Origin of the sequence: Flavonifractor sp. An9 (assembly GCF_002161245.1) — a bacterium.
Classification (GTDB): Bacteria; Bacillota; Clostridia; order Oscillospirales; family Oscillospiraceae; genus Flavonifractor; species Flavonifractor avicola.
The window spans coordinates 31,999-55,640 of the sequence record NZ_NFHC01000002.1 but is presented as its reverse complement, the minus strand read 5'-3'; the positions used below and the strand labels follow the sequence as shown (position 1 = coordinate 55,640).

General features: G+C 60.4%; 25 protein-coding genes. 12 read left to right on the top strand and 13 right to left on the bottom strand.

Annotated features, from left to right (window positions below; translation table 11 throughout):
* The first annotated feature begins 63 nt into the window (after positions 1 to 63).
* Positions 64 to 1,053: an S-methyl-5-thioribose-1-phosphate isomerase gene (gene mtnA, locus B5G40_RS02060; RefSeq protein ID WP_087398592.1), complete on the top strand. Its 990-nt coding sequence runs from the start codon at positions 64 to 66 to the stop codon at positions 1,051 to 1,053.
* Positions 1,054 to 1,107: 54 nt separating this feature from the next.
* Here the strand turns inward: mtnA and murF are convergent, their stop codons facing one another.
* Both murF and B5G40_RS02050 read right to left on the bottom strand, forming a co-directional pair.
* Positions 1,108 to 2,499, bottom strand: coding sequence for a UDP-N-acetylmuramoyl-tripeptide--D-alanyl-D-alanine ligase (gene murF / locus B5G40_RS02055; protein WP_087398591.1), 1,392 nt, complete (start codon positions 2,497 to 2,499; stop codon positions 1,108 to 1,110).
* A gap of 40 nt (positions 2,500 to 2,539) precedes the next feature.
* On the bottom strand, positions 2,540 to 3,589 hold the full coding sequence (locus B5G40_RS02050) for a D-alanine--D-alanine ligase (protein WP_087271533.1): 1,050 nt from the start codon (positions 3,587 to 3,589) through the stop codon (positions 2,540 to 2,542).
* A 307-nt stretch (positions 3,590 to 3,896) separates the two neighbouring features.
* Here B5G40_RS02050 and B5G40_RS02045 point away from each other — a divergent pair, with 307 nt between their 5' ends.
* Positions 3,897 to 5,036 (top strand): MFS transporter, encoded by a 1,140-nt coding sequence (locus B5G40_RS02045; protein WP_087398590.1) that lies wholly within the window; start codon positions 3,897 to 3,899, stop codon positions 5,034 to 5,036.
* Positions 5,037 to 5,079: 43 nt separating this feature from the next.
* Here B5G40_RS02045 and B5G40_RS02040 read toward each other — a convergent pair whose 3' ends face one another.
* Complete coding sequence (locus B5G40_RS02040; protein WP_087398589.1) at positions 5,080 to 6,342, bottom strand: Ig-like domain-containing protein; 1,263 nt, start codon at positions 6,340 to 6,342, stop codon at positions 5,080 to 5,082.
* A gap of 141 nt (positions 6,343 to 6,483) precedes the next feature.
* Between B5G40_RS02040 and B5G40_RS02035 the strand changes: the two genes are divergently transcribed.
* The 10 genes from B5G40_RS02035 to B5G40_RS01990 all read left to right on the top strand — a co-directional run bounded on the left by B5G40_RS02035 (position 6,484) and on the right by B5G40_RS01990 (position 13,929).
* On the top strand, positions 6,484 to 7,251 hold the full coding sequence (locus B5G40_RS02035) for a formate/nitrite transporter family protein (protein WP_087398588.1): 768 nt from the start codon (positions 6,484 to 6,486) through the stop codon (positions 7,249 to 7,251).
* Positions 7,252 to 7,362: 111 nt separating this feature from the next.
* Positions 7,363 to 7,731 carry a YlxM family DNA-binding protein gene (gene ylxM, locus B5G40_RS02030; protein WP_087187086.1) on the top strand — a complete coding sequence of 123 codons (369 nt, stop codon included), beginning with the start codon at positions 7,363 to 7,365 and terminating at the stop codon, positions 7,729 to 7,731.
* Positions 7,732 to 7,735: 4 nt separating this feature from the next.
* Positions 7,736 to 9,094: a signal recognition particle protein gene (gene ffh / locus B5G40_RS02025; protein ID WP_087187087.1), complete on the top strand. Its 1,359-nt coding sequence runs from the start codon at positions 7,736 to 7,738 to the stop codon at positions 9,092 to 9,094.
* A gap of 68 nt (positions 9,095 to 9,162) precedes the next feature.
* Positions 9,163 to 9,402 (top strand): 30S ribosomal protein S16, encoded by a 240-nt coding sequence (rpsP, locus tag B5G40_RS02020; RefSeq protein WP_007489428.1) that lies wholly within the window; start codon positions 9,163 to 9,165, stop codon positions 9,400 to 9,402.
* An 18-nt stretch (positions 9,403 to 9,420) separates the two neighbouring features.
* The gene (locus tag B5G40_RS02015) at positions 9,421 to 9,651 is read left to right on the top strand and encodes a KH domain-containing protein (RefSeq protein ID WP_087271545.1); all 231 of its coding nucleotides are present in this window, start codon (positions 9,421 to 9,423) and stop codon (positions 9,649 to 9,651) included.
* A 99-nt stretch (positions 9,652 to 9,750) separates the two neighbouring features.
* Positions 9,751 to 10,251 (top strand): ribosome maturation factor RimM, encoded by a 501-nt coding sequence (gene rimM, locus B5G40_RS02010; RefSeq protein WP_087326885.1) that lies wholly within the window; start codon positions 9,751 to 9,753, stop codon positions 10,249 to 10,251.
* Positions 10,244 to 10,993, top strand: a complete 750-nt coding sequence (gene trmD / locus B5G40_RS02005) for a tRNA (guanosine(37)-N1)-methyltransferase TrmD (protein WP_087398587.1) — start codon at positions 10,244 to 10,246, stop codon at positions 10,991 to 10,993. Before rimM ends, trmD begins: the two co-directional genes overlap by 8 nt.
* 21 nt (positions 10,994 to 11,014) lie before the next feature.
* Complete coding sequence (locus B5G40_RS02000) at positions 11,015 to 12,373, top strand: alpha-amylase family glycosyl hydrolase (RefSeq protein WP_087398586.1); 1,359 nt, start codon at positions 11,015 to 11,017, stop codon at positions 12,371 to 12,373.
* Positions 12,374 to 12,499: 126 nt separating this feature from the next.
* Positions 12,500 to 13,336 carry a DegV family protein gene (locus tag B5G40_RS01995; protein WP_087398585.1) on the top strand — a complete coding sequence of 279 codons (837 nt, stop codon included), beginning with the start codon at positions 12,500 to 12,502 and terminating at the stop codon, positions 13,334 to 13,336.
* A gap of 98 nt (positions 13,337 to 13,434) precedes the next feature.
* On the top strand, positions 13,435 to 13,929 hold the full coding sequence (locus tag B5G40_RS01990; protein ID WP_087398584.1) for a GNAT family N-acetyltransferase: 495 nt from the start codon (positions 13,435 to 13,437) through the stop codon (positions 13,927 to 13,929).
* A gap of 346 nt (positions 13,930 to 14,275) precedes the next feature.
* Here the strand turns inward: B5G40_RS01990 and rbr are convergent, their stop codons facing one another.
* From rbr to pyrF, 10 genes are all read right to left on the bottom strand, one after another.
* Positions 14,276 to 14,809 (bottom strand): rubrerythrin, encoded by a 534-nt coding sequence (gene rbr / locus B5G40_RS01985; protein ID WP_087187094.1) that lies wholly within the window; start codon positions 14,807 to 14,809, stop codon positions 14,276 to 14,278.
* A gap of 52 nt (positions 14,810 to 14,861) precedes the next feature.
* Entirely contained in the window at positions 14,862 to 15,248 is a 387-nt protein-coding gene (locus B5G40_RS01980; protein ID WP_087187095.1) for a desulfoferrodoxin family protein, read from the bottom strand.
* Positions 15,249 to 15,321: 73 nt separating this feature from the next.
* Positions 15,322 to 15,705, bottom strand: coding sequence for a Fur family transcriptional regulator (locus B5G40_RS01975; protein WP_087187096.1), 384 nt, complete (start codon positions 15,703 to 15,705; stop codon positions 15,322 to 15,324).
* A 174-nt stretch (positions 15,706 to 15,879) separates the two neighbouring features.
* Positions 15,880 to 17,427 carry a stalk domain-containing protein gene (locus tag B5G40_RS01970; protein WP_158099468.1) on the bottom strand — a complete coding sequence of 516 codons (1,548 nt, stop codon included), beginning with the start codon at positions 17,425 to 17,427 and terminating at the stop codon, positions 15,880 to 15,882.
* A 138-nt stretch (positions 17,428 to 17,565) separates the two neighbouring features.
* Positions 17,566 to 19,530 carry a YgiQ family radical SAM protein gene (locus B5G40_RS01965; RefSeq protein WP_087398582.1) on the bottom strand — a complete coding sequence of 655 codons (1,965 nt, stop codon included), beginning with the start codon at positions 19,528 to 19,530 and terminating at the stop codon, positions 17,566 to 17,568.
* Positions 19,531 to 19,542: 12 nt separating this feature from the next.
* Positions 19,543 to 20,703: a bifunctional histidine phosphatase family protein/GNAT family N-acetyltransferase gene (locus B5G40_RS01960; protein WP_087398581.1), complete on the bottom strand. Its 1,161-nt coding sequence runs from the start codon at positions 20,701 to 20,703 to the stop codon at positions 19,543 to 19,545.
* Between the two features lie 36 nt (positions 20,704 to 20,739).
* The gene (locus B5G40_RS01955) at positions 20,740 to 21,657 is read right to left on the bottom strand and encodes a dihydroorotate dehydrogenase (RefSeq protein WP_087398580.1); all 918 of its coding nucleotides are present in this window, start codon (positions 21,655 to 21,657) and stop codon (positions 20,740 to 20,742) included.
* Positions 21,650 to 22,429: a dihydroorotate dehydrogenase electron transfer subunit gene (locus B5G40_RS01950; protein WP_087398579.1), complete on the bottom strand. Its 780-nt coding sequence runs from the start codon at positions 22,427 to 22,429 to the stop codon at positions 21,650 to 21,652. The genes B5G40_RS01955 and B5G40_RS01950 overlap by 8 nt, the downstream gene beginning before the upstream one ends.
* A gap of 18 nt (positions 22,430 to 22,447) precedes the next feature.
* Complete coding sequence (locus B5G40_RS01945) at positions 22,448 to 22,702, bottom strand: hypothetical protein (RefSeq protein WP_087271580.1); 255 nt, start codon at positions 22,700 to 22,702, stop codon at positions 22,448 to 22,450.
* Between the two features lie 12 nt (positions 22,703 to 22,714).
* Entirely contained in the window at positions 22,715 to 23,641 is a 927-nt protein-coding gene (pyrF, locus tag B5G40_RS01940) for an orotidine-5'-phosphate decarboxylase (protein WP_087187103.1), read from the bottom strand.
* Between the last annotated feature and the right edge of the window lies 1 nt (position 23,642).

Below are 23,642 nucleotides of genomic sequence, written 5' to 3'. Positions count from 1 at the left end.
GTACAATCGGTTGGAACAAAATGCCCCGGTCCGCCGGGGCCGCATCACAAGGAGGAGTTCTCTATGGACGCGATCCGTTGGGAAGGAAATACCCTTTACTTACTTGACCAGACAAAGCTTCCGGTGGAGGAGACCTGGCTCCCCTACACCGATTACCGGCCGGTGGCCGACGCCATCCGCACCATGGTAGTGCGGGGCGCTCCCGCCATTGGCGTCACCGCCGCCTACGCCTATTGCCTGGCCGCTTTGGCCGGGGATGACCTGGCCGAGGCCAAGGCCGTCCTGGCCGCCAGCCGTCCCACGGCGGTCAATCTGTTCTGGGCTCTGGACCGGATGGCCCGCAAAGCCGAAGCCTGCGGCGGCGATCCGGAAACCCTGATTGCGGAAGCCATTACCATCCATCAGGAAGATGTGGCTATGTGTAAGGCCATGGGCCTTTACGGCGCTTCTGTGGTGCCTGATCACGCCCACATCCTTACCCACTGCAACGCCGGAGCCCTGGCCACCGGCGGCTACGGTACCGCTCTTGGAGTCATCCGGGCCGCCCACGAGCAGGGTAAAGTGGATATGGTTTACGCAGATGAGACCCGTCCCCTGCTCCAGGGCGCCCGGCTCACCGCCTACGAGCTGGTCACCGACCACATTCCCGCCACCCTCATTGCCGACAACATGGCTGCCAGCCTGATGGCCAAGGGCAAGATCGACATGGTGGTGGTGGGCTGCGACCGGATGGCGGCCAACGGAGACTTCGCCAACAAGATTGGCACCTACTCGGTGGCGGTGAACGCCCATCATCACGGGGTTCCCTTCTATGTGGCCCTCCCCTGCTCCACCATCGATCTGACGATCCCGGATGGCGACCGTATTCCCATCGAGGAGCGGGACAAGAACGAGGTGCGCACCCTGTACGGAGTCCAGACCGCGCCGGCCACGGTGGAGGTTTACAACCCCGCCTTTGACGTGACCCCACACAGCCTGGTCACCGGCATCATCACCGAGAAGGGCGTCATCTATCCGCCCTTCAAGGAGAATCTGCAGAAGCTGTTTGGATAACACAGATAGCATCAGGACCTTCCCCCCGGTGGGGGGAAGGTCTTTTTTTCGCCATTACGCCTCTTTGGTGATGGTCAGCAGGTACTCCACCAGCTCCTCCAGGGCCATGCCCCGGGAGGCCTTTACCAGAATGGTAGCGTGGGGGCGCACCACGCTGTCCAGTACCGGCTTGGCCTCTGCCTTGTCGGCGCAGTGCCAGCACACCGGCACACCTGCCGCCTTGGCGGCATCGTAAATATGCTTGGACAGCTCACCCACCGCCACAAGACAGTTGATGCCCGCCTTGGCCAGGTACTCGCCGATGCCGGCATGGAGGGCGGGAGCCAGGGGGCCCAACTCAAACATATCGCCCAGCACCGCAACCTTGTACTCTCCCTTGGCGTTGGAGAGCACCTCCACCGCCGCCCGCATGGACTGGGGATTGGCGTTGTAGGTGTCGTTGAGGATGGTGATATCATCCCCACGGGTGAGGATGTTCATCCGCATCTTGGTGGGGGCAAAGTGGAGCACTCCGTCGGCGATCTCCTGAGCGGTCAGGCCGAAGTGCTGGCCTACCGCCGCCGCCATCAGGGTAGGATAAATCATATGGTCACCCAGAGTAGGGATCTCCACCGGGAAATCACCGTCAGGCGTTTCCACCTTACAGCTGATCCGGCTCTTACCGTCGCTGGCCAGATCCACCGCCCGGTAGTCCAGCCCCTGGGCGGAGCCCACCCGGATAAAGGGGTGGTCCAGCTTGCCGGGCAGAGTGTTCAGCAGCGGGTCGTCGCCGTTGATGACGGCGGGCGCGCCCGGCTTGGCGTGGCGGAAGATCTCACTCTTGGCCTCCAGGATCTTCTCCCGGGAACCGAAATGCTCGATGTGGGAGTCGCCGATGTTGGTCATGAGGATCATGTCGGGCTCCACAATGGCGGAAAGATAGTCGATCTCCCCGGCGTGGTTCATACCCAGCTCCAGTACGGCGATCTGGTGCTCCGGCTTGAGACGCAGCAGAGTCATGGGGACTCCGATGTCGTTGTTCAGGTTACCCTCGGTTTTGAGGACGTTGTACTTCTCCCCCAGCACCGCTGCCACCATGTCCTTGGTGGTAGTCTTGCCCACCGAGCCTGTGATGGCTACCACGGGGATGGCGAATTTCTGCTTGTAATACTTGGCCAGATCCCGGAGGGCCCGGTGGGTGGACTTTACCTTAATATAGAACTTGCCGGGCAGGTAGCTGTCCCGCTCCCGCTGGGTGAAACACCCGGCGGCGCCCCCCTCCAGAGCGGCGTTGATGTAGGCATGACCGTCAAAACGCTCTCCCACCAGGGGAATGAACAGAGAACCGGGATGGATGGTACGGCTGTCGGTCTCCACCCGGCTCACCGCCCGGTTCAGATCTCCGAACTCACCCAGCAGGCTGCCGCCTACCGCTTCCATGATCTCTCGTATGGTCATCGGCTCCATGTTATTGTCTCCTTCAATCTCTCTCGTTCCGGATGCCGGTTTACCGACCCTGTTTTCTGGCCTCCAGGGAGGCCTCCACAATGCGCTGGCACAGGCTGTTGTAATCGATGCCCACCGCGGCGGCCTCCTGGGGCAGCAGGCTGGTGGGGGTCATGCCGGGCAGGGTGTTGATCTCCAGGAACCAGGGCTCACCGTCGCTGGTGACGATGAAGTCGGCCCGGGAATAGACAGACAGGCCCAGGGTCTCATACACCCGCAGGGCAGCAGCGCGGAGCTTCTCCTCCCACTCCGCCGGAATCTCCGAGGGGCACACCTCCAGCGCCGCGCCGGGCTGGTACTTGTTGGCGTAGTCGTAGAAGCCCTCCTTGGGGATGATCTCGATGGAGGGCAGGGCTTTGCCGTCCAGGATGCCCACCTGGATCTCACGGCCCTTCACATACTCTTCCAGCACGGTGCGGCCTCCCAGGGTCAGGCCGTCGGTGAGGGATTTGCGCAGCTCGTCGGCGGTATAGGCGATGGACACACCGATGGAGGACCCGCTGGCTACCGGCTTTACCACCAGAGGCAGCCGGGCGGTCTTGACCAGGCCCTCAATATCCTCCGCCTTGTACTCCACGGTCTTCCAGCCGGGGGTATTTACCACGTCAGCCACCATCCGCTTGGTCAGGTCCTTGTCCATGGCGATGGCGCTGGACAGGTAGCCCGCCCCGGTGTAGGGGATGCCCATCAGGTCAAAGGCAGCCTGGACCTTGCCATCCTCGCCGCAGGTACCGTGGAGGGCCAGGAACACCAGATCGGCCATCTGGCACAGCTCCAGCACACCGGGGCCAAACACGCTCTTGCTGTCGCCGGGACGGCTGGCCTTGATCTGCTCCAGGTCAGGGGCCTCCCGGCTGATCTTTTTAAAGGATTCGGGCACCGGCGCATCAAAGAAAGACTCGTCTGCACGGCCCTGCTCCAGGCCGAAAAACATATCGATGAGTCCCGCCCGATGGCCCAGAGCCCGCAGGGCCTCGGTCACCATGGTGCCGGTGGAAAGGGACACGTTCCGCTCCGGGGACAGCCCCCCGGCCAAAACTACGATCTTCATAATACACCTCAGTTGCCAGTTTGATACAATATGATACGCGCTAATGGTATATTATAGCACGCTTTACCTCTATACTCAACTACCTTTCGACTATCTGTGCATGAAATCTTTCTTTTTCCGGTGGTCACACCCTACCGCTTGACATTCCTCCGCCATTCTGCTACATTGAACCCAGAACTTCCTTTCATGGAGTGAAGCAACTATGCTGTATCGGTCCAATCCCACCTGAGGTGCATCCTAACATCCCGGCGCTGTGCTCCAGCGCCTCGTTTTGATGCAGAAATTCAGGAAGGATTGGATCTTTTTCATGAAGCGGAATTTAAGGTGTATGTACGCCATCGCCCTCTTGCAGGGCATGGTCTTTTATGGCCCTGTGGCCACCCTCTACCGGGAAGCGCAGGGCGTGTCCATCGCCCAGATCACCCTCATTGAGAGCCTCTCCCTGGCGCTGTGCATCCTGCTGGAGGTGCCCTGGGGGATCCTGGCCGACCGGCTGGGGTACAAACGCACCATGATCGGGTGCTGTTTTCTCTATTTCCTGTCCAAAATCGTATTCTGGCAGGCAGACGGCTTCGGCGGCTTCCTGCTGGAGCGGGTCATGCTCAGCGTGGTGGTAGCCGGGATGTCCGGGGTGGACACCAGCATTCTCTACCTCTCCAGAGGCGGGCAGGACAGCCAGCAGGTTTTTGGGTGGTACAACAGCCTCCAGACCGCCGGATTGCTCATCGCCGCCCTCACCTTCTCCCTGTTTGTCGGAGACAACTACGCCCTGGCGGGGGGCCTCACTGTCCTCAGCTATGGTGCCGCCGCCCTGTGCGCCCTGGGGCTCACCGAGGTGAAGGCACCCGCCCCCTTCTCTCCCCGGCTGACCCTGGACATCCTGCGCCAGACCCTGACCAATCGGCGGCTGCTCCTCTTCCTCCTGTCAGCGGCCCTCCTCTCCGAGGCCCACCAGACCATCACCACCTTTTTAAATCAGCTGCAATATGCCCGCGCCGGCCTGCCCGATTGGGCCATTGGTGCCCTCTATATCGCCGCCACAGTACTGGGCATGGCGGGAATCTGGTCCGCCCGACTCACCCGCCGGACAGGCACCGTGGGAACGGCGGTGCTGCTCTACGGCGGCGGGGTACTGGCCTGTATCGCCCTGGCTCTGACCGCTGCCCCTCTCCCCTCCATCTGTGCCATTCTCACTCTGCGGCTGTGCAATACCCTGTGCCAGCCCTTCCTGATGGAGCTACAAAACAAGCAGGTGACCACACCCCACCGGGCTACCGCCCTCAGTGTCCAGGCCATGATCATAGATGGGGTGGGAGTTGGTACCAACCTGGCTTTTGGCGCTCTGGCGGAAATCAATCTGGACTGGTCCTTCTGGCTGGGCGGCGGGATCTGCCTTGCCGGGTTACTTCTTTTTATGATATGGTATAAATTGCGTCCCCGTGCATAAAGGGAAACGGCCGCCGATGGCGGCCGTTTTTCTCATATTCCCCTTAAAACCAGCCAGTGTCCCGGCTGTCCAGCAGATCCAGGGCGGCGCACAGCAGCTGGGCCGCCTCTCCACGGGTCAGAGTTTCCGTGAGGCCGGCCTCCGCCGGCAGCACCCCGCAGGTGGACAGGTTGGCCGCCGACTGGGCCGCCCAGGCGGGAGCGTCGGCGGCAAAGGTCTGGGCGTCCACGTCGGTGACGGACAGCACCCGGTCCAGCAGCACCGCCGCCTCGGCGGTGGTGATGGAATCATCGGCCCGGAACACCACCCGGCCCTCATCATCGGTGGTGCCCTGGACCAGACCGCACTTCAGGGCGGAGGACACATAGGGCTTGGCCCAGGTGGGAATGCTTTCGTCGTCGGCAAAGCCGGTGCGGGACACCCCCTCCAGGGACTCCACCCCGGCAGCATTCATAGCCATGGCCACAAATTCGCTGCGGGTCACAGCGGCGTCAGGCTGGAAGAAGTATTCCCCTCCCATGCACTCGCCAACAAAGACCCCCTCCTCCGCCAGACGAATGGCCGCCTTATGGGCAGGGTGACCGCTGAGATCGGCGTAGGTCACCTTGGTGTCCGGCTTTTCGATCTTTACTTTGACTGTAGCCGGGTCGGAGGCGTTGCCCACTGTGTCCATGGCAATATAGGTGAAGGAATCCTTGCCAGTCTTATTCTCATAGGGGGTGTAGACGAACTGTCCATCCTCCCCGATGGTTACCGAACCCCGGGCGGGCTTCTTCACCAGCCGGTAGGTCAGCAGGTCGCCCTCCGGGTCCACGGCGGAAAAGCGGTCGGTGACCGCCACATTTTTATAGGTGGACAGTTCCAGATTCTCCGCCACCGGGGCGCCGTTGGCATCGGTCAGCAGATGGACCTCCACCCCAACCTCCTGTCCCGGCTCACCGTCGGCAAAGAGTGGCTGAAAGGTAAAGCTGGCCTCCAGAGCGGTGGGGGTAACAGAGGGGGTGAAGCGCAGGCCGTCCACGGCAGTCATGGCGATCACATCCCCCTCTCCCACCATCTGGCCGCCCACGGTGAGTATGCCTTCTTCGGGCAGCTGGGTGATCACGATGGCGTCCAGAGCGCCCTCCCCCTCCACCACAAAGTCTGAGGACTGGAAGGCGATGGTCTCGGCGGCCATACCGTTCTTCACCACGTCCAGCACCGTGGGGCTGGTCTCCTCCTGGTCCAGAAAGAGCGCCGAGGCAGGCAGGGCCGCGGTGAGCAGGGCGGCCGTCAGCGCTGCGGCAATCAGGATGCGGGTTTTCACTGATAGTACCTCCTTATCTGATGTAAGGTTAGTGTTTGCCGGTGTGGTGGAATTATACAAAATGTGGGCCGCCCTCTTGTGCGAAACCAGAATCTCCGGTACAATATTGAAAATAATTTGTCCCTGTGGAGGAATCTGCCCATGAACCGTGCTGTTGTGGAACAAATCGCTCAGGCAGGCGCCGGCAAGCTGGCTCTGGCCCGCAAGGCGCCTCTGCGCTATCTGACCCGGGCCGCCCTGGCCGGGGCCTTTATTTTTGTGGGGGCCCTGCTGTCCTGCCTGTGCTCCGCCTGGTTTTACAGCGGAGCCCTGCCTGTGGCCAAGCTGCTGGGCGCCGTCACCTTCTCGGCAGCCCTTACCCTGATCGTTCTGCTGGGCGGCGAGCTTTTTACCGGCTGCAACCTGGTGATGGGGATCTCCCTCTATGAAAATCAGGTCTCCCCCGCCGGGGCTCTGCGGGTCTGGATCATGTCTTATCTGGGCAACCTGGCAGGCATTCTGGTGCTCTGCCTGGTGCTGGTGGGCTCCGGGGCCAGCGCCGACCTGCTGGGGGCCTATCTGGCCGTCATCGTGCCCGGCAAACTGTCTCTGCCCTGGTATGTGCTGCTGCTCCGGGGCGTGCTGTGCAATTTCCTGGTGTGCATCGGGGTGTTCGCCGGCTTCCGCCTCCAGAGCGAGACGGGTAAGGCCCTGGTCATCGCCCTGGCCATCACCACCTTCGTCCTCACCGGTCTGGAACACTCCATCGCCAATATGGCTTACTTTGCCCTTTACGCTCTGTACACCCATACGGCAGACTGGGCCGCCATGGGCTGGAACCTGCTGTGGGTCACCATCGGCAACCTGCTGGGAGGCGCGGTGCTGCTGGGCTGGCCCCTGTGGTATGCCGCCGAAGAAAAAGAAAAATAAAGCGCGCTTTCCCCCTTGACAAACGGAGGAAAATCGTGTATCATCACCTCTGTTGTAAAGCTTTGAAACTTTACTTCCTTTACAGAACGACTTACTGAAGGAGGGTGTACCATGAAGAACCAGGCCTACCGCATGGCTCTGCTCTATGATTTTTATGGAGATATGCTCACCGACCGACAGAAGGAATTCTATGACCTCTACTACAATGAGGACCTCTCTCTGGCTGAGATCGCCGAGAACTACGGCATCACCCGCCAGGGCGTCCGGGACGTGATCGTCCGGGCCGAGGCCATCCTCACCGAGCTGGAGGACAAAACCGGCATCATCAAGCGCTTCCACAAGATGCAGCAGCAGTTCCTGGAGGTGGAAGAGGCGGTGAACGCCATCGCCCAGCGCAACGACCAGCGCTGGCAGGACGACGAGGTTGAGATCCAGTGCAACCGCATCCGCAGTGTTCTGGATCAGCTGAAACAGGAGTGACCCCATGGCATTTGAAGGACTGACCGAAAAGCTGTCCGCCGCCTTTAAGCGGCTGCGGGGCAAGGGCCGTCTCACTGAGGCCGACGTAAAGGAGGCCATGAAGGAGATCCGGATGGCCCTGCTGGAGGCCGACGTAAACTTCAAGGTGGTCAAGCAGTTTGTGGCCTCTGTCACCGAGCGGGCCGTGGGCTCCGACGTACTGGAGAGCCTCACCCCCGCCCAGATGATCGTCAAGATCGTCAACGAAGAGCTGACCAATCTGATGGGCGGCGAAAGCACCAAGCTGACCATCTCTCCCAAGCCCCCCACGGTTGTGATGCTGTGCGGCCTCAACGGCGCCGGCAAGACCACCAACGGCGCCAAGCTGGCGGGCTTTCTGAAAAAGCAGGGCAAGCGGCCCCTTCTGGTGGCCTGCGACACCTTCCGCCCCGCCGCCATCACTCAGCTGGAGGTTGTGGGCTCCCAGGTGGACGTGCCTGTGTTCCAGATGGGTCAGATCGACCCCATCGACATTGCCAAGGCGGGCATTGAGCACGCCAAGAAACACGGCAACGACATCGTATTCATCGACACCGCCGGCCGTCTCCACGTGGACGAGGAGCTGATGGAACAGCTCAAGGACATGAAGGCGGCCATTGACCCCACCGAGATCCTGCTCATTGTGGACGCCATGATCGGTCAGGACGCGGTCAACGCCGCCAAGGCCTTTGACGAGGCACTGGACATCACCGGCGTCATGCTCACCAAGCTGGACGGCGACGCCAGAGGCGGCGCAGCCCTCTCCATCAAAGCGGTCACCGGCAAGCCCATCAAGTTCGTGGGCCAAGGTGAGAAGCTGGACCAGGTGGACATCTTCTACCCCGACCGGATGGCCTCCCGTATCCTGGGCATGGGCGACGTGCTCTCCCTCATCGAGAAGGCCCAGCAAACCTTTGACGCCAAGAAGGCCGCCGAGTTGGAGCAGAAGCTGCGGAAAAACCGCTTCACCCTCTCGGACTTCTACGATCAGCTGGTGCAGATCAAGAGCATGGGCTCCCTGTCCGATATCGCCGGGATGCTCCCCGGCGTCAACGCCAAGGCTCTGGAAGGTGCTAACGTGGACGAGAAGTCCCTGGCCCGCACCGAAGCCATTATCCTGTCCATGACCCCTGCCGAGCGGGAGGACCCCTCCCTGCTGAACAACAGCCGGAAAAAGCGCATCGCCGCCGGCTCCGGTACCCAGGTGGTGGACATCAACCGTCTGCTCAAGCAGTTCGACATGATGCAGCAGATGAGCAAGCAGTTCTCCGGCAAGCAGATGAAGCGTCTTGGCAAGCTGGGGAAACTGGGTAAGCTGGGTAAAATGCCCGGTCTGCCCTTCTAAACGGTGGTAAACGCGCCACGTCGCGTTTCCATAGATATGCTTTACGATTACATGGAGGTGAAGATACAATGGTTAAGATCAGACTGCGTCGTATGGGCGCCAAGAAGGCTCCCTTCTACCGCATCGTGGTGGCTGACTCCCGCTATCCCCGTGACGGCCGTTTCATCGAGGAGATCGGCACTTACAATCCTCTGACCCAGCCCGCCGAGATCAAGGTGGACGCCGAGCGCGCCCAGGCTTGGATCAAGACCGGCGCTCAGCCCACTGAGACCGTGAAGGCTCTGCTGAAAAAAGCTGGCGCCATCTGATAGGAGGGCACAGCTGGCATGAAGGAACTGCTCACCTATATCGCCCGCAATCTGGTGGACCACCCCGACGCCGTGGAGGTCACCGAGCACGCAGGTGAGAGCGAGACCGTCCTGGAGCTTCGGGTGGCCCCCGAGGACATGGGCAAGGTGATTGGCCGTCAGGGCCGCATTGCCAAGGAGATCCGCACGCTGATGCGCTCCGTGGCCCAGCGCCAGGGCACCAAGGTTTCCGTCGATATCGTCGACTAACTCCGGGGGCCTCCCCCCGGATATGAAAAAGCCGACCGACCCTGTGGTCGGTCGGCTTTTTCATATCTTGCAGATTTTGTACGATTCGGGGTGATACCGATGAAAAATCAATTTTTAGAAGCAGGTCAGATCGTCAACACCCACGGCATTCAGGGTGAGGTCAAGATCGTCCCCTGGTGCGATTCTCCGGAATTTCTCTGCCAGTTTGACGTGTTGTATGTGGACGGCAAGCCGGTGAAGATCCGCTCCGCCCGCATCCACAAGGGCAATGTGCTGGCCTTTCTGGAGGGTGTCAATGACGTAAATGCCGCCATGTCCATGAAGGGCAAGACGGTGTTCATCGACCGCACCGGCGTGGAGCTGCCCGACGGCCGCCACTTTATCGCCGACCTGATGGGGCTGGATGTCATCGACGCCGCCACCGACGAGAAGATTGGCGTGGTGGCCGACGTGCTCACCCCCCCTGCCCACGAGGTCTATGTGGTCAAGGGCGAGCACGAGTATATGATCCCAGCCGTGGACGAGTTCCTGGCGGAGACCAACGTGGAGGGCGGCTACATCAAGGTCCGCCTCATTGAAGGGATGCGTACCGATGTATAGCATTGATATCATGACCCTCTTCGATCTGACTGTGGGCGACATGATGAATGAGTCCATCCTGGGCCGGGCCCAGGAGCGGGACATCATCCGCATTGAAGCCCACCAGATCCGGGATTACACCCTCAACAAGCAGAAGCAGGTGGACGACTACCCCTACGGCGGCGGCCGGGGGGCGGTGATGCAGGCCGATCCCCTCTACCAGTGCTGGAAACACATTGTGGATACCTACGGCCCGGGCCATACCATCTATATGTCCCCCGCCGGCAAGACTTTTACCGAATCCGACGCCCGCCGCCTCCGAGATGACTACGACCACCTGATCCTGGTATGCGGCCACTACGAGGGCATCGACCAGCGCTTCATTGAGGAGTGCGTGGACGAGGAGATCTCCATCGGGGACTTCGTGCTCACCGGCGGCGAGCTGGCCGCCATGGTGGTGGCCGACGCGGTGGCCCGGCTGGTGCCCGGCGTGCTGGCCGATCCTGAGTGCTTTGAAAATGAGAGCCACTGGAACGGGATGCTGGAATATCCCCAGTACTCCCGGCCCGAGGAATGGCACGGTCGAAAGGTCCCCCCTATCCTCCGCTCCGGCGACCACAAGAAAATCGCCCAGTGGCGGCGGAAGCAATCCATCCTCTGCACCCGACAGCGGCGGCCCGACCTGTACGAGAAGCTGGACCTGTCCTCCAAGGAGGACCAGAAGCTGCTGCGTGAGCTGGAGGAAGAAGAAACACAATCTTAATTGAGACTGGAGGAGTCAAATATGAGTCATTGGGTCAATCAGTCCGTGTTCTACCACATCTACCCCCTTGGTTTCTGCGGTGCGCCGGAGTACAACCCCGGCGGCGCCCCGGTGCCCCGGCTGGACAAGCTGAAGGACTGGATCCCCCACCTGAAGGAACTGGGTGTCAATGCCCTCTACCTGGGTCCGGTGTTCCAGTCGGTGAAGCACGGCTACGACACCACCGACTACTTCCAGATCGACTGCCGCCTGGGAGACAACGACTCCTTCGCCGCTCTGTGCGGCCAGCTTCACGAGAGCGGCATCCGTGTGGTGCTGGACGGCGTGTTCAATCATGTGGGCCGGGGCTTCTGGGCCTTCCGGGATGTGCAGGAGCACGGCCAGGCCTCTCCCTACTGCGGCTGGTTCCATGACCTGAACTTCGGCGGCCCCTCCCCCATGGGCGACCCCTTCTGGTACACCGCCTGGCAGGGCCACTATGAGCTGGTAAAACTCAATCTCCGCAACCCCGACGTGGTGCGCCACCTGCTGGACGCGGTTGGGATGTTGATGGACAAATTCCACATTGACGGTCTGCGGCTGGACGCCGCCGACTGCGTGGACTTTGACTTCTTCCGCACCCTCAAAGGCTTTGTCAAGGGCAAGGACCCGGATTTCTGGCTCATGGGCGAGATCATCCACGGGGACTACGCCCGGTGGGCCAACCCGGAGATGCTGGACAGCGTCACCAACTACGAGTGCTGGAAGGGCCTGTGGTCCTCCCACAACGACAAGAACTACTTTGAAATCGCCCACTCTCTCCATCGTCAGTGCGGCCCCGGCGGCATCTACCGCAACATTACCCTGTACAACTTCGCCGACAACCACGACGTGGACCGGCTGGCCTCCAAGCTGAAGGACCCGGCCCACATCAACAACCTGTACACCCTGCTGTACACCATGCCCGGCGTACCTTCCCTCTACTACGGCAGTGAGTGGGCCATCAAGGGGGAGCGCACCAAGCATTCCGATGCCCCCCTGCGCCCCTGCCTGGACCTGAAGGAGATGATGGCCCTGGACCAGAGTCTGTGCGCCCACCTGGCTAAGCTGGCCGCCATCCGGGCCGCTTTCCCCGCCCTTCAGGAGGGTCAGTACGAAAATGTGGTCATCAAGAACCAGCAGCTGGTGTTCCGCCGGGCTACCGACAGCCAGCGTGTCTATGTGGTCCTCAACCTGGAACCCCAGGAGGTCCATGTAGAGTTCCCCCACCAGGAGCCGGTGCTCCAGGATGTGCTCAATGAAAACCAGGTCTTCAACAACGACGGCGGACGCACCTGGCTGCCCGTGCCCCCCTGCGGAGCCCGTATTCTGGTAGGCGCCCCCGACCGCTTTACCTGGTAAATCTGCCCCATCCTTTTGCCCGTTCCAGAATATTCACACTTTCTCCCTTTACTTTTCCCGCTGATGGTGATACAATAGCGGCAATGGCAAATATCATTTTGATAATTATATTCGAGGGTTTTTGTTATGAGTTTTAAGATCATTGTTGATAGCTGCTGCGACCTTACCCCTGCTGAGCTGCGGGAGGACTGTTTTATCAAGGTCCCCCTCACCATCCGCGTGGGGGATGAGACCGTTGTGGATGACGAATCCTTCGATCAGAAAGCCCTGCTGCAAATGATGCGAGATTGTCCCACTGCTCCCCAGTCCGCCTGCCCCTCCCCTATTCAGTATATGGACGCCTTTGACTGCGGGGCTGACGACATCTATGTAGTCACCCTGTCCGCCCTGCTGTCCGGCTCCCACAATGCTGCGGCTCAGGCCCGCAATCTGTGGCTGGAGGATCACCCTGGGACCAATATTCACATCTTCAACTCCTGCTCTGCCTCTGCCGGTGAGGTACTGGTGGCCTTGAAGCTCCAGGAGCTGGCTGAGGCCGGACTGGATTTTACCACCGTGGTGAGCAAGGCCTCCCAGTATATCGAGGAGATGAATACCCTCTTCGTACTGGAGACTCTGGACAATCTGCGGAAAAACGGGCGACTCACCCGCACCCAGGCTCTGGTGACCAGCACCCTGCACATCAAGCTGCTGATGGGCTCCACCCCCCAGGGTGAGATCTGTAAAAAAGGTCAGGCTCTGTCTATTAAGCAGGCCCTGAGCAAAATGGCAGCCATGATGGCGGCCGACCCCAATCACGCCGGCCGACGACTGTGCATTGTCCACTGCAACTGCCTGGACCGGGCCTTCCATCTAAAAGAACTGGTGCAGAAGCAGTGCAAATTCTCTGAGATCCTCATCAGCGAGACCGGCGGCATCTCCACGGTGTACGCCAACGACGGCGGTGTAATTGCCGCCTACTAAGCCAACGTACCGCAAACCGCCTGGGCACATAGCCCGGGCGGTTGCTTTTTATGGTCGGATATGCTAATATGATCCAAATCTGTTTGGGAGGCATTATTATGAACTACACCATTCGTCCCACGGAACCCCGGGACGCCGCTGGCACCGCGGCCCTGCGCCGGATGCCCGGGGTCTTGGAAACTACTCTGGGACTTTCCTCCTACCGCACCGCGGACAGCGATGCTTTCTTAGCGAACCTGGGCCCCAACGACCACCATTTCGTGGCGGTACTGGACGACGGCACAGTCATCGGTGTAGCCTGTCTGCAAGTCTTTGGCAATCCCCGGATGCGCCATACTGGCAGTGTGGCCCTGATGGTCCATGCCGACTACCAGAACATGGGGGTCGGTTCTGCCCTTTTAAAGACACTGCTGGATCTGGCGGATAACTGGCTCATGCTGGTCCGTGTTGAGCTCACTGTATTTGCCGATAATGAGCGGGCCATCCACCTGTATGAGAAGCTGGGCTTTGAGAAGGAAGGGCTCAAGCGCATGACCACCGTGCGGAACGGCAAATATGCCGACGAATACATGATGGCCCGACTGCGCCCCTGACCTGCCAATACTCCTCCCCCACAGGATGAACCGATGCCCTCATCGGCCTGTTATCTAAGTAAAAAAACGCAGCCCGGAAGAAAATCTTCCGGGCTGCATTTCCTTTTACCGATCAATAGTTGACGGCGCGGATCTCGAAGTAGGCCTGAGGATGCGCGCACACGGGGCACACCTGAGGGGCCACCCCACCCGGCTCAAGCCGGGCGGGGACCCCATTGATTATAAAAAGCCCGGGTGGAGTGAATCCACCCGGGCTCAAGGTTTTTACGCTGTAAAAACGCTTGTACGGCGCTAGCGCCGCCCTATCTCCGATGGGGCCCCCAAAGAGCCCCCCTACGGAGTCACATCAATAGTTGACAGCGCGGATCTCGAAGTAGGCCTGGGGATGGGCGCACACAGGGCACACCTGGGGGGCCTCTTTGCCGAAGTGGATGTGGCCGCAGTTACGGCACTTCCACATATACTCGTCGCCCCGCTTGAACACAACGCCCTCTTCCAGGTTCTTCAGGAGGGTCAGGTAGCGCTCCTCGTGCTCCTTCTCGATCTTCAGGACGCCCTCGAACAGGAAGGCCAGCTTCTCAAAGCCCTCCTCGCGAGCGGTCTCGGCCATCTCCTTATACATCTCAGTCCACTCTTCATGCTCACCAGCAGCGGCGGACTTCAGGTTGGCCATGGTGTCGCCGATGCCGCCCAGCTCCTTGAACCACAGCTTGGCGTGCTCCTTCTCATTGCCGGCGGTCTCCTCAAAGATGGCCGCGATCTGCTCGTAGCCCTCCTTCTTGGCCTTGCTGGCAAAATAGGTATACTTATTGCGGGCCATGCTCTCTCCCGCAAATGCCTTCCACAGATTGGCTTCGGTCTTGCTACCCTTCAGTTCCATATAATCATACCTTCCTTTCTAAAATCAGGTTGTCTCTTATAAAGCGAATATGTTAGCCTTCGCCCTTCCAGAAGCCGTGGAGATTGCAGATCTCGTAGGCCTCCACCTTATCGCTCCGGCAGAAGGTCTTCAGCTCGGGCGCGTCGCCGGGCTTGGGGAACTTCATGGTAACGGTGTCGCCGTCCACCACAGCAATCAGGGAGATATAGTGCTCCGGCAGCATGGGATGCTCCACACCGCCCACCTTGACGGTCACGGAGTTCCCGCTGCCATGAGCGGTCTTCTCCACCACAGGGACGTGCTTCTCCTGAGCCGCGTCGGTGGTATTGGGGGTGATCTCTTCCATCTTCTGGCCACAGCACATGACGGGCACACCCTTATCCACAACCTTAAAAATCACATTGCCGCAGTGCGCGCAGCGATACAGCTTGAACTCCATGTTACTACATCCTTTCTAATCACAGTATTGGCACTTTGGTGCAAAATAAACTTACCATATTATCTGAAAAAACTCAATGTTTTGGTTTGCAGTTAACGCAGACCCCATGAAAAATCAGCTCATGGGACCGAATATCATGGCCGCTGGCCAGCAAGGCCTTCTCGTCCAACCCTTTATCATAGGGCAGATCCAGATCAAAGACCCCGCCGCACACTTCACAGCGGAAATGAGGATGGGGCTCTACGTTGGCATCGTACCGCTCCACCGGGAAAGCCATCCGCACAGCAGCACCTTCGTCCACCAGCAGATTCAGATTCCGGTATACCGTCCCCAAACTCAGGTTGGGATTGGTGGGCTTGAGCCATTGATACACCATTTCAGCGGTGGGATGCTGGTCCGTGTGCATCAGGGCCTCATAGATCAGCTCTCGCTGACGTGAGTATCGCTTTCCGTTCATTAGTCACCACTCTTTCTAATATAAACAGTAACTATTACTGTTATTGATATAATAGCAGACTTCCCCAATTCTTGCAAGTCCTTTTTTTCATTTTCTCAAATTTTTTTCGTCTCCCCTTCCCTATAAAGAAAACGAGCTTGCCGCAGAGGCGGCAAGCTCGTTCTTTCCGGCGATTTATTCGGACACAAAGACCTGAAGCGTAGAAGTCAGGTTACGTCCGGGGGTGGCCAGGGTCTGCCCCTTATAATACATAGCGGTGGAACCGCCGCCGTCCAGGTTAATGGCATCCACACAGCCCAGAGCCAGCATCAGATCCCGCATCTGCTCAATGGAGGCAGCCTTTACATTGATCAGCAGCAGCTTGCCGTCCTTGGTGGTACCTACAGCGGTACGGGGCGTGACGGCGGTGGTAAAGCGGGCCTCCTTAAAGCCGTTGTCCAGACCGGTGAACTTTACGCCGTCCTTCACCAACCGGGGGGAACCAGACACCATGGTCTGCACACCGGTCAGATCGAAGCCCTCTTCATCATCCCGCTGGAGGTAGGGCCGCAGAGCCACAGTGCGGCCTGCCTCAAACTGATTGAAGAAGTCGTAGTTGGTGACGGTGTCGCTGGAGTAGAGCACATAGCCGTTAGCGGGGATGGCTACCGTCTGACCGGCGGATACCATCTGGAAGCTGGTGGTCACATTGTTGACCACGGTCAGGGCGGAACCAGGATAGGTGACCTGGAAAGAGGTACCCCGGGCGGGGGTGTAGAGCACCGCCTGGCCGCTGAACTGCTTGAGCATATTGACCTCGTAGGCATCCCACCAGCGGTAGGCGCCGCCGTCTACCGTCTCAATGCGGACAAAGACGGGAGGCCGGCCGTAGCGCATCTCGTTGGTATCGGTGATGCCCAGAGAGGACAGGCCGGAGCTGGCATACATAAACTGGCCGTTCACCATCAGGTGGCCGATGGGGTCCTTGATGGTCTTTTCGCTCTCAAAGAAGTTGGCGTTGATCACCGCTACTGCCCCGGAACTGGCGGCAATGGACTGGAAGCTCTGAGGCGAATTGAGCTTGCCGCCGGCGAGTACCGACTTGACGCTCACCCGGAGGTCCTTCATATTGACGGTGATCACGTTGGCATTGACGGTGCCGGAGGCCAGCGTATAGCTCTTGGAGGTAAGGGTCACCGGGTCCTCCTTGGGGGTGGTCTTTTCCACCAGCTTCTGGACCTGGGGCAGGCTGGTGAGATTGTTCTTATCCACCTCGCCGTTGGCTACCACCACAATCTGGTTCTTGCCCTCCCATTCCACGGTCAGGCCCAGATTCTCGCTGACAAAGCGCACCGGTACGAAGGTGCGGTTGTTCTTGGCCCGCATAGGCACATCCATGGTCACCTCTTCCCCATTGACCAGGGCGGTGGTGGAGTCCAGCTCCAGCTCCACCGAGGTGCCGTTCAGGGAGCAGCGCACACCGTTGGTCTCCTGCACCCACTCCACGGTGCCGCCGAAGGCCTCAATCATCCGACGGATGGGCAGCATGGTACGGCCATTCTCGGCCATCAGCACCACGGCACTGCTGGTCTCGTCGATTTGAGTCACAGTATCACCAATCACGCACCAGGGGCTATTGTACCGCATGGTGATGACCAGATCAGGCTGTGCGGCGGAGGCGGCGGGGATCAGGCCCAGCATCAGCACCAGCGCAGCCAGCAGGGACAATACGCGTCTTTTCACAGGCATACATCCTCTCTTCTCTCCCCAGAGGGAGTATTTAAGTTTAGTATACCAATTCTGAAAGGAAGCTTCAATGCTCTTGCCGCATAGTATTTCAGGCAAAAGGAAACCGGCAGAGCGCGCTCTGCCGGTTGTCTGTTATCCCTTTCCCTTGCGGGGACGGGCATTCTTTTTTGGCTTGGCCACCGCCCATCCGGCTTTGCGGGTGGGTTTGGCCTGGGGTTTGTCGCCCTTCTGGGCCGCCGTTTTACTTCCCTTGCCGGTTCTGCCCCGGTTGGAGGTCTGTTTGCTCTCCTGAGGCTTGCCATATTTCTCCGGCCGCAGCAGACAGTCTTTGCCGAAACCGATCAGGTCCTCCCGGTGGGCCCGGTGGAGGGCCTCCCGTACCAGGGCCCGTTTCTCCGGCCGCTTCCACTGCATCAAAGCCCGCTGCATGGCCTTTTCGTGGGGGTCCTTAGGCACATAAACCGGCTTCATGGTCCGGGGATCAATGCCGGTATAGTACATACAGGTGGACAGAGTGCCCGGTGTGGGATAGAAGTCCTGGACCTGCTCAGGCTGACGGCCGGTGCGGTTAAGCCATTGGGCCAGCTCCACCGCGTCGTTCAGCGTACAGCCGGGGTGGGAGGACATGAGGTAGGGCACCAGATACTGCTCCTTGCCGTACTTCTGGTTCAGGGACTCGTACTTCCGCTTGAATCTCTCGTATACCTCGATATGGGGCTTGCCCATGTAGTCCAGCACCGAGTTGACACAGTGCTCCGGGGCCACCTTCAGCTGGCCCGACACATGGTACTTCACCAGTTCGGCGAAGAATTCCCCGCTCTTATCCTTCTGCATAAAGTCGAAGCGGATGCCCGAGCGGATGAACACCTTTTTCACTCCCGGCACCGCCCGGATCTTCCGCAGCAGCATCAGGTAGTCGGTGTGGTCGGCGTCCAGGTTGGGACAGGCCTCTGGGGCCAGACAGGCCTTACCTCGGCACAGTCCGGCCTTCATCTGCTTCTTACAGGCAGGCCGCCGGAAGTTGGCGGTTGGGCCGCCCACGTCGTGGATATAGCCCTTGAAGCCGGGGTGATGAGTCAGCCCCTCCACCTCTCTCAGCACACTCTCGTGGCTGCGGGAGGTGATGATCCGCCCCTGATGGAAGGCCAGGGAGCAGAAATTACAGGCACCGAAGCACCCTCGGTTGTGGGCCACCGAGAAGCGCACCTCCTCAATGGCGGGCACCCCTCCCATGTTGTCGTACATGGGGTGGGGCTCCCGAACATAGGGCAACTCGGCCACAAAGTCCAGCTCCGCCGTAGTAAGAGGCATGGCGGGGGGATTGACGATGAGCAGCCGGTCTCCATGGCGCTGGAGGATGGCCTTCCCCCGCACCGGATCGTGCTCCTCATACTGGATCATATTGGCCACGGCATACTGCCGTTTATCGGTAGAAACCTGCTCATAGGAGGGGCACTCCACCTTGGGATAGGCGCAGGCGGAGGGATCTTTTGCAATAAAGGCAGTTCCCTTTACATCAGTGATCTCCCCCACCGGGGTACCGGAGGCCAAACGGGCAGCAATCTCCCGGGTGGCGGTCTCACCCATGCCGTACACCAGCAGGTCAGCCTGGCTGTCAAAGAGCACCGAGCGGCGCACCTTGTCCTCCCAGTAGTCATAGTGGGCAAAGCGGCGAAGGGATGCTTCCAAGCCGCCAATGATCAGGGGAATGTTTCCAAAAGCCTCCCGCACCTTGTTGGCATACACGATGGAGGCCCGGTCGGGACGCAGTCCCGCCTGATTGCCTGGGGAATAGGCGTCGTCGTGCCGGCGCTTCCGGGCAGCGGTATAGTGGGCCACCATGGAGTCCAGATTGCCGGCAGACAGCATCACCCCCAGCCGGGGCCGCCCCAGTGCTGTAAAGGCTTCTGCCTTGCGCCAGTCCGGCTGGGCCAGGATGGCCACACGGTAGCCCTCGGCCTCCAGCACACGGGAGATGATGGCGCAGCCAAAGGAGGGATGGTCCACATAGGCATCGCCGGTGATGATGAGAAAGTCGTACCCGTCCCAACCACGCTCTTCCATATCCGCCTTAGAGACGGGCAAAAATCCATTCATATCGTTCCTCAGTCAGTCCTTGGTCTCATAGCCAATGTATTTTTCCAGAATATCCAGGGTCACGCTGCCGTGCTCCTCCCCTACCTTTTCAAAGCCGTACTTCTTATAGAAGCGCTGAGCCACCGCGTTCTCCGGAGCGCAGCGCAGCCGCAGGCGGGTACGGCCCAGGGGGCGGAATACCGACACCGCCTGGCCGATCAGCTGAACGCCCAGCCCCCGCTTCCGGTGCTGGGGATTCATGTACACAAAGGGGATATAGCCGATGCCCTCATCGGCAAAGCGGGCCAGATCCAGCTGGAGCACGCCCGCCACCTCATCCCGCTGCATGGCAACTGTCAAGGCTTTTTCCTTGTCCTGTTCCCAGCAGTGACGGGCATCCTTGCAGAAGCTCGCCCCGTCAAAGGGAACCTCGCTGCCGTGGATATCGATCCAGGCGTCGTGCCGGGCCGCCAGATAGAGTTCCTCTTCCCGCTCCAGGTTCAGAGGACGGAACCACATATTGGCGTCCGCAATGCTCCCCTCCCGGGACTTCCACCACTTCTGTCTGGCCAGGGTAGAGATCTCCTCCGGCAGGTGGGAGTTGTCGTTCTCATAGACGATGGAGATCCGGTCTCCCTCCACCTCCAGACAGGTGACACCGGTGTTGTCACTGTGACCCAGGCTGTCCATCTCACCGGGACCCAGGCCCCGGATGGCACCCTGGAGACAGCGGATGGCGGAGCCGTGGGAGAACAAAGCCACCGTCTGGCCGGGATGCCTGGCGGCGATATCCAGCACCGCGCCCTTCATCCGGGCCTGGACCTGGGCGAAGGTCTCGCCCCCTTCCACCTGGAACTCGGGGGAAGCATGGTTGAAGCGGATGAGCCGCATGGCATCGTGCCGCTCCAGGTCACCCCAAGGCTTGTCCTCCCACACTCCTACGCCGATCTCCCGCAGGGCCGGGGTGGTGTTCAGTTCCAGGCCGTGGCCGGGATAGATGGCCGTGGCGGTGGTCATGGTACGAAACAGATCGCTGGAGTACACCGCGTCGATATGTACGCCGGCAAACCGGCCGCGGAGGGCGGCAATCTGCCGGTATCCGTTGTCAGTAATGAGGCTGTTGTACCAGCCGTGGACCCGGCGGTACAGGTTGCCCTCCGCCTCCGCGTGGCGGATCATGTAAACCTTAGTCACAGTAGGCACCCTCTTCGGATCAGGATATAGCAAGCATTACCAGGGACGCACGCCGCCTGTCAGGTCAGAAACCTTATCAAGGCCCTGGGCAGAGGCGATTGCCTCCAGGCCGTCCCGCACCTTGATAGGGGCGTAGGGATCGGCAAAGCAGGCGGTGCCTACCGCCACGGCGGAGGCGCCCGCCAGCATCAGCTGGGCCGCGTCCTCTCCCTTGGCCACGCCGCCCATGCCCAGGATGGGCAGATCCACGGCGCAGGCCACCTCCCACACCATCCGCACCGCCACAGGCAGCACGGCAGGGCCGGACAGGCCGCCGGTGTTCATCTTCAGGATGGGACGGCGGGTGTTCAGGTCGATGCGCATACCCCGCAGGGTGTTGATGAGGGACAGAGCGTCAGCGCCGGCATCAGCCACCGCACGGGCGATTTCGGTGATGTCGGTGACGTTGGGAGACAGCTTCACCATCACAGGAATGGTGGAATGGCTCTTGGCCATCTTGGTGACCTCGGCAGCCAGTTCCGGCTTGGTGCCGTAGGCCAGACCGCCCGCCTTCACGTTGGGGCAGGAGATGTTGACCTCGATCATATCCACACCCGCTGCCGACAGCTTCTCGCACATGATACCGTACTCCTCGGGGGTGTTGCCCGAGATGTTGGCGATGATGGCCAGATCGTGCTTCTTCAGCTCGGGCAGCTCGTGCTCGATAAAGGCGTCCACACCGGGGTTCTGCAGGCCCACGGAGTTGAGGATACCCATGGGGGTCTCGGCGATCCGGGGGGGCGGATTGCCCTCTCTTCTGTGAAGGGTAAGGCCCTTACAGCAGATGCCGCCCAGTTCATTCAGGTTATAGAACTGGCCGTACTCCCGACCGAAGCCAAAGGTACCGGAGGCCACCACCACCGGATTTTTCATCTTGACGCCCGCCAGATCGACGGACAGATCCACCTTAGACATTCCAGTCCACCTCCTTGGCGTCGAATACCGGGCCGTCCTTGCAGACGTGCTTCATGGTGCCGTCGGCCATCTGGACGGCGCAGCCCAGGCAGGCACCCACGCCGCAGGCCATCCGCTCCTCCAGGGAGACCTGGCAGGGCACGCCGTACTCGGCCGCTACCTTGGCCACATTCTTCAGCATGGGCTTGGGGCCGCAGGCCAGAACAGCTGTAAAGTTTTTATCCTTTTCAAGGATATCCTTCAGCTGGGCGTCCACAAAGCCGTGGCGGCCCAGGGAACCGTCGTCACTGCAGAGGTAAACCGCCTCGCAGTAGTCCCGGTAATCCTCCACCAGCATGGCCCGGTCGGCAGACCGGAAGCCCAGTACAGCGGTGGAGTTCTTGGCGGTAAAGGCGGCCTGACCCAGCAGCGGGGGCACGCCGATGCCGCCGCCCACCAGCAGCAGCCGGTCATTGGGGGTAACGGTAAAGCCGTTGCCCAGAGGGCCCAGCACATTCACCTTGTCCCCCACCTGGCGCTGCGCCAGACACTTGGTACCCTCACCCCGCACCTCAAAGACCACGCGGGCGGTATCTTGGGGCTCGTCCTCCTGGACCATGCAAACCGAGATGGGCCTGCGGAGAAGCAAACCCTCCCCGCAGGCGATATGGAGGAACTGACCGGCCATCAGGCCCTCCTTTTTCACCATATCCCCCACCTCCAGGGTGAAGGAATAGGCATACTCGTTCAGCTTGGCCGCCTCAACGATGGTACAGATCTGTTCAATGGGCATACTATCCCTCATTTCCACTTATTTGGCAGACTCGTCCCCGTGGACGGTCTCAGTCATGGTCTTCAGATCCATGATGCTGCCGCACACCGGGCAGATCCGGTTGCGGCGCATGGTGCCGCAGGTGGGGCAGCGGAAGGGCTCCGCTGCCACCAGTCCCGCCGCAATCTGCTGCTGAAGGATCTCCTGCCAGTTCCATTCCCGGTGCTGGCCGATCTTCCATTTGCTGACCTCGTCCTCACGGACACCTTGTTTCTCTCTCTCTTGCTCTGACATAGGCCGCTCCGATTATGCGATGGTAGTAAAGCGGGCGATGTCGTCCCGCATGGCGATCGCGGCGTTGCGGGCAGCCTCCTGATAGTCCATGCCGTCCTTGCCGGTCTTCTGCCAGGCGCAGATGATGCCGCGGGAGGAGTTGACGATAGCGCCATGACCGTCCTTCTGGAAGGCATACTGCACATCCTCGGCAGTGCCGCCCTGGGCGCCGTAGCCGGGCACCAGCAGGAAGGTGTGGGGCATCCGGGCCCGCAGCTTCTGCAGCTCTTCCGGATAGGTGGCGCCTGCCACAGCGCCGGCCATGGTATAGCCATACTTGCCCTCGGTGCCCGCGCCCCACTTCTCAATGAGGTCGGCCATCAGGCCGTACACAGTGTCGCCCTCACCGGCGGACACGTTCTGCAGCTCGCCGGAGCCGGGATTGGAGGTCTTGGCCAGGATGAAGGCGCACTTGTCCATCTCCTTGCAGGTCTTGAGGAAGGGATTGACGCTGTCGGCGCCCATGTAGCCGTTGAGGGTGACGCAGTCGGCATCAAAGACGCTGAGCATCTGCTCCCCTACCTTGGTCTTGCCCAGCCAGCCGTCGGAATAGGCCTCGGCGGTAGAGCCGATGTCGCCGCGCTTGATGTCGGCGATGACATACAGACCCTGCTCCTTGGCGTAGCGGATGGTGCGCTCCAGCACCTCCATACCCCGCCAGCCCAGGCGCTCATAATAGGCGGACTGGGGCTTGACGGCGGGCACGATGTCCTTCAGTGCGTCCATCAGACCGCAGTTGAAGCGGTAAATGGCCTCGGCGGCACCCTCCAGGGTCTCGCCGTACTTGTCATAGCACTCCTTGCGGATGTGGGCGGGCACATACTCCGGCTTGGGGTCCAGACCCGCCACGGTGGGGTTTTTCTTGGCAATGATGGCTTCCTGCAGACGATCGAAGGACATG